We start from the raw sequence: 5,341 nt of genomic DNA on the forward strand, positions 1-5,341 counted from the left end.
GAGTACATCCCGTGCGCGATCGCGGTCGGGAAACCGAGCGGCCTGGCCATGAGCGCGTGCACGTGGATCGGGTTCCAGTCGCCCGAGACCGACGCGTAGGCCCGCCCCGTGCCCTCACCGAGCCGCCAGAGGGGCCCGCTCGGGACGGCGTCGAGGGGTGCCAGCGACGGCGGCTCGGACGCGACGGCGTCCGGGTGCTCGGTGCCCCGCGACAGGTACGTGCTGACCCCGCGCCACACGAGCTCGCCGCCGACGCTCACCTCCGACACGAGGTCGACCTGGCGGCCGCGGCGGTGCGGGCGCAGGTCGGCCGCGTGGACCGACACGTCGAGGGCCTCTTCGACACCGACGGGGCGAGCGACGGTGATCGTGTTCTCCAGGTGCACCGCGCCGAGGAGCGGCAGCGGGAACCTGTCGCCGCTCATGACGACCATCTGGAGCGGGAACGCGAGCAGGTGGGGGTAGGTCGGCGGCAGGGTGCCGTCGACGGCGAAGCCGCACACCCTCGAGTAGGCGACGAGCTCTGCGACCTCGACCCGGACCGCCGCGCGCGAGACCTCGACGTCCGGCAGCTCGCCGCCGGACGACCCCCGGCGCAGCAGCGCCGTGGCGTAGATCCGGCGCAGGTCGGGCGGGCCCTCGAGCGTGGTGCGACGGGTCATCTGCCTCACGCCCCGAGCAGGCTCTGGCCGCAGACCCGCACGACCTGGCCGGTGAGGGCGGCGGCCCCGGGTTGGGCGAACCACGCGATCGTCTCGGCGACGTCGCGCGGCCGGCCGCCCTGCTGGAGGGAGTTCATCCGCCGGCCGAGCTCACGCGTCGCGAACGGGATCCTGGCCGTCATCTCGGTCTCGATGAACCCGGGCGCGACCGCGTTGACGGTGATGCCGCGCGGGGCCACCTGCGCCGACAGCGCCGTGACGAGGCCGATGACGCCGGCCTTGCTCGCGCCGTAGTTGGTCTGCCCCCGGTTGCCCGCGATCCCCGCGATCGAGGCGACGCACACGATGCGCCCGCCGTCGGCGAGACCGCCGTCGTCGAGGATCGCCTCGTTCATCCGTAGGATCGAGGCGAGGTTGACGGCGATGACCGAGTCCCAGCGGGCATCGTCCATGTTGACGAAGAGCTTGTCGCGGGTGATGCCGGCGTTGTGCACCACGATGTCGAGCGAGCCGTGGCGCGACCGCGCGTGCTCGACGACGCGCCGGCCGGCGTCGGTGGCGGTGACGTCGAGCTGGAGGGCGGTTCCCTTGACCTCGTTGGCCACCCGTGCGAGGGCGTCACCGGCCTGGGGCACGTCGACGGCCACCACGGTCGCACCGTCGCGGGCCAGGACTCGGGCGATCTCGGCGCCGATGCCCCTGGCCGCACCGGTGACGACGGCGACCTTGCCGGAGAGGGGGCGGAGGGCGTCGGGGTTGCTGCCGGTGCGCTCGTCGACGCGGACGACCTGGCCGTCGACGTAGGCCGAACGGCCCGACAGGAAGAACTCGACGGCCGACCGGACGCCGTCGGCGGCCGCGCCGCGGGCGAGCACGAGGTTGGCGGTGGCCCCCGCGCGCAGCTCCTTGGCCAGGGAGCGCACGGCGCCCTCGAGGGCGCGCTGGGTGGCGACCTCGCCGACGTCCGTCAGTGACGCGGGGTCCGTGCCCACGACGACGACCCGGCCGTTGCGGGCGAGGCGCTTGACCGCCGGCGCGCCGAGGACGCGCAGGGCGGCGAGCTGCTCGGGGTCGGTGGCGGCGCTGAGGTCGAGGACGACCGCGCCGACCCGCGCGCCCTCCGCCAGGCCGTCGACCGACTCGACCACGGCGGTCCCGCACGAGCCGAGCCAGTCGCCGATGCCGGCCGCGAAGCGACCGCCGCCGGCGACGAGGACCGGGCCCTCGCACAGGGGCAGGCCCGGCTCGTACCGCCGCAGCGTCGTCGGCTGCGGCACGCCGACCTTCCTGGCGACCGGCGAGCTGATGAGCGTGGTGAACAGGTCGGACACGGGTCAGGCCTCCAGGATCGCGACGACGCCCTGCCCGCCGGCAGCGCAGATGGAGATGAGGCCTCGCCCGCCACCGGCCTCCTTGAGCTGCTTGGCGAGCGAGGCGACGATGCGCCCACCGGTGGCCGCGAAGGGGTGGCCGGCCGCGAGGGAGGACCCGTTGACGTTGAGCCGGCTGCGGTCGATGGAGCCGAGCGGCGCGTCGAGCCCGAGCCGGGCTTTGCAGAAGTCGGGGTCCTCCCACGCCTTGAGCGTCGTGAGCACGGTCGCGGCGAACGCCTCGTGGATCTCGTAGAGGTCGAAGTCCTGCAGCGTCAGCCCGTTGCGTTCGAGGAGCCGGGGCACGGCGTAGGCGGGCGCCATGAGGAGGCCCTCGTCGCCGTGGACGTAGTCGACGGCCGCGGTCTCGGCGTCGACGAACCACGCGAGCGGCTCGAGATGGTGCTCGGCGGCCCAGTCCTCGCTCGCGAGCAGGACGGCCGAGGCGCCGTCGGTGAGCGGCGTCGAGTTGCCGGCCGTCATCGTCGCACCTTCACCACGGCCGAAGACCGGCTTGAGCGCGGCCAGCTTCTCGACACTGGTGTCGGGTCGCAGGTTGTCGTCGCGCGTGAGCCCGAGGTAGGGGGTCATCAGGTCGTCGAAGAAGCCGCGGTCGTAGGCCGCCGCGAGGTGGTGGTGACTGGCCGCGGCGAGCTCGTCCTGGGCCTCGCGCGGAATGCCCCACTGCGCAGCCGTGACGGCCATGTGCTCGCCCATCGACATGCCGGTGCGCGGCTCGACGTTCTCGGGCGCGGACGGCACGAGGTGACCGGGGCGCAGGCCGGCGAGTGCCTTGGCCCGGGCACCGGGCGTTCGGGCGCGGTTGACGGCGAGGAGGGTGCGGCGCAGCCCCTCGCTGACGGCGATCGGGGCGTCGCTCGCAGTGTCGACGCCCCCGGCGATGCCGGAGTCGACCTGCCCGAGGGCGATCTTGTTCGCGACGAGGATCGTGGCCTCGAGGCCGGTGCCGCAGGCCTGCTGGACGTCGTAGGCCGGGGTGGCCGGCGACAGTCGCGTGCCGAGGACGGTCTCGCGGGTGAGGTTGAAGTCGCGGCTGTGCTTGAGGACGGCGCCGGCGACGACCTCGCCGAGGCGCTCCCCCGCGAGGCCGTGGCGGGCGACGAGCCCGTCGACCGCGGCCGTGAGCATGTCCTGGTTGGAGGCCTGCGCGTACGCCCCGTTGGCGCGGGCGAACGGGATGCGGTTGCCGCCGAGGACCGCGACGCGGCGCGGGGCTCGGGCGGGGGTCGTGGACGCCATGGGTCGTACCTGCTCTCGGTGGGGTGAACGGTGACGTGCTGTCGGCTCTCGACCCAAGATAACCGAAACTCGTAGTAGTCGATACAGCAAGTACCTGTTACTTTCGAGACATGGACGCCGACGTGGACCAGACGCCGCGGGACGGTCGCGACGCCCGGTGGGAGCGCCACCGCGAGGAGCGTCGGGCCGCCCTCGTCGACGCCACCATCCGCGCCATCCGTCGCCACGGCGCCACGGTCGGCATGGACGACATCGCCGCCGAGGCCGGCACGAGCAAGACCGTCGTCTACCGGCACTTCGAGGACCGGGCCGGGCTCTACCGGGCCGTCGCCGCCCGCATCGACGCGCGCGTCGTCAGGGACGTCGGTGCCGCCCTCGCGCGCACCGACGCCGACGACATCGCCACCGACCCTCGAGGGCTCATCGCCTCGACCGTCGAGGCCTACCTGGCCCTCGTCGAGTCCGACACCGAGGTCTACCGCTTCGTCGTCAACCGGCCCCTCGTCGACCGGCCCCTGCCGGACGACCCCGTCGGCGGCACCGTGGCGCAGGTCGCCGACCAGCTCACCGACCTGCTCCGGCGCTCGCTCGAGGCCTCGGCCGCCGACCCCGGACGGGCGCGCACCTGGGCCATCGCCCTCGTCGGGTCGGTCCGGGCCGTTGCCGACGACTGGCTCGCCACCGCGCACCGCCCGCCGCGGGCCGAGGTCGTCGCGGCGCTGACCGACCTCGCGTGGAACGGCCTGGCCCCCGTCCTGTCCCCCGTCAGCGCGCGTGAGGAGACCCGCCGTGTCCGCTGAACCGATGCCCCTCCCGGTGCCCACGCCGCCGACCGCGGAGGCCCTGCGGGCCTACCTCGACGGCCCGCGTCGGGCCGTTCGGGAGCGGTGCCGCGTGCTCGACGCCGAGGTCCTCGGCCCGCCCGCGGAGCCGCTGCCGCTCGAGGAGCACCGCGCCCGTGTCCGCCGTCAGCTGGTACGTCTTGCCGCGGAACCGTTCGCGGCACAGGGCTTTCCGGAGCACCAAGGCGGCAGCGCACAGTACGGCGACTCGGTGACCGCCTTCGAGATGCTCGGGCACGGCGACCTGTCGCTCTTCGTCAAGGCGGGGGTCCAGTGGGGCCTCTTCGGCGGGGCCGTGTCGATGCTCGGCACCGAGCGCCACGACCACCTCGTGCCACGCATCACCAGCGGCGAGCTGCTCGGCTGCTTCGCGATGACCGAGACCGGCCACGGCAGCGACGTCCAGGCCCTGCTCACCACGGCCACGTACGACCCGGCGGGCGACGAGCTCGTCGTGCACTCTCCCACCCCGGCCGCGCGCAAGGACTACATCGGCGGGGCAGCGCACGACGCCCGCCTCGCCGCCGTCTTCGCGCAGCTCGTCGTGGGAGGCGAGTCCCGGGGCGTGCACTGCGTCCTCGTGCCGCTGCGCGACGAGCGGGGGCAGACGCTCCCCGGGGTCACGGCTACCGACTGCGGCCCCAAGCTCGGCCTCGACGGGGTCGACAACGGCCGCCTGTCCTTCGACCACGTCCGCGTCCCGCGCACCAACCTCCTCGGTCGCTACGGCGACATCGACGCCGACGGGCGGTACACGAGCCCCATCGACAACCCCTCGCGGCGGTTCTTCACCATGCTCGGCACCCTGGTCCGCGGCCGCATCTCCGTGGCCGGCGGGGCCGGGGCCGGCGCCCGGTCGGCCCTCGCGGTGACGACGCGGTACGCGCTCGCGCGTCGCCAGTTCGCCCCTCCCGGGGGCGGCGAGGAGGTGACCCTGCTCGACTACCGGACCTACCAGCGTCGGCTGCTGCCGCGCATCGCCGCCGCGTACGCGCTCCAGTTCGCCCAGCACGAGCTCGTCGGCGCGATGGACGACGTCCTCGCCAGCCGCACCCCGGGTGAGGAGGCGCAGCGTCGTCTCGAGACGAGCGCCGCCGGGGTCAAGGCGCTGACGACCCGGCACGCCACGGACACGATCCAGGAGTGCCGCGAGCTGTGCGGCGGGGCCGGGTACCTGTACGCCAACCGGCTGGGCCGGCTCAAGGCC

Annotated in this window: 5 protein-coding genes; 2 read left to right on the top strand and 3 right to left on the bottom strand. The window is 74.3% G+C overall.

What is annotated here, in order from left to right; all coding sequences use genetic code 11:
• The 3 genes from ACR9ZK_RS20590 to ACR9ZK_RS20600 all read right to left on the bottom strand — a co-directional run.
• Nucleotides 1–662: MaoC/PaaZ C-terminal domain-containing protein (locus ACR9ZK_RS20590; RefSeq protein ID WP_481343828.1), on the bottom strand; the 662-nt coding region annotated here is incomplete at its 3' end.
• 5 nt (nt 663–667) lie between these two features.
• On the bottom strand, nt 668–1,993 hold the full coding sequence (locus ACR9ZK_RS20595) for a 3-oxoacyl-ACP reductase (RefSeq protein ID WP_481343829.1): 1,326 nt from the start codon (nt 1,991–1,993) through the stop codon (nt 668–670).
• Between the two features lie 3 nt (nt 1,994–1,996).
• Nucleotides 1,997–3,292, bottom strand: coding sequence for an acetyl-CoA C-acetyltransferase (locus ACR9ZK_RS20600; RefSeq protein WP_481343830.1), 1,296 nt, complete (start codon nt 3,290–3,292; stop codon nt 1,997–1,999).
• A gap of 110 nt (nt 3,293–3,402) precedes the next feature.
• On the opposite strand from ACR9ZK_RS20600, the gene ACR9ZK_RS20605 reads away from it, so the two are divergent.
• Both ACR9ZK_RS20605 and ACR9ZK_RS20610 read left to right on the top strand, forming a co-directional pair.
• The gene (locus tag ACR9ZK_RS20605; RefSeq protein WP_481343831.1) at nt 3,403–4,092 is read left to right on the top strand and encodes a TetR/AcrR family transcriptional regulator; all 690 of its coding nucleotides are present in this window, start codon (nt 3,403–3,405) and stop codon (nt 4,090–4,092) included.
• The coding region (locus tag ACR9ZK_RS20610; protein ID WP_481343832.1) for an acyl-CoA dehydrogenase family protein at nt 4,082–5,341 on the top strand (1,260 nt) is incomplete at its 3' end. The genes ACR9ZK_RS20605 and ACR9ZK_RS20610, both read left to right, overlap by 11 nt.

The organism is Monashia sp. HAY1-5C (genome assembly GCF_056755255.1).

Bases quoted from the DNA above. Each gene is read 5' to 3' on its own strand.
- ACR9ZK_RS20600 (WP_481343830.1), bottom strand. From the start codon at position 3,292: ATGGCGTCCACGACCCCCGCCCGAGCCCCGCGCCGCGTCGCGGTCCTC.
- ACR9ZK_RS20605 (WP_481343831.1), top strand. From the start codon at position 3,403: ATGGACGCCGACGTGGACCAGACGCCGCGGGACGGTCGCGACGCCCGG.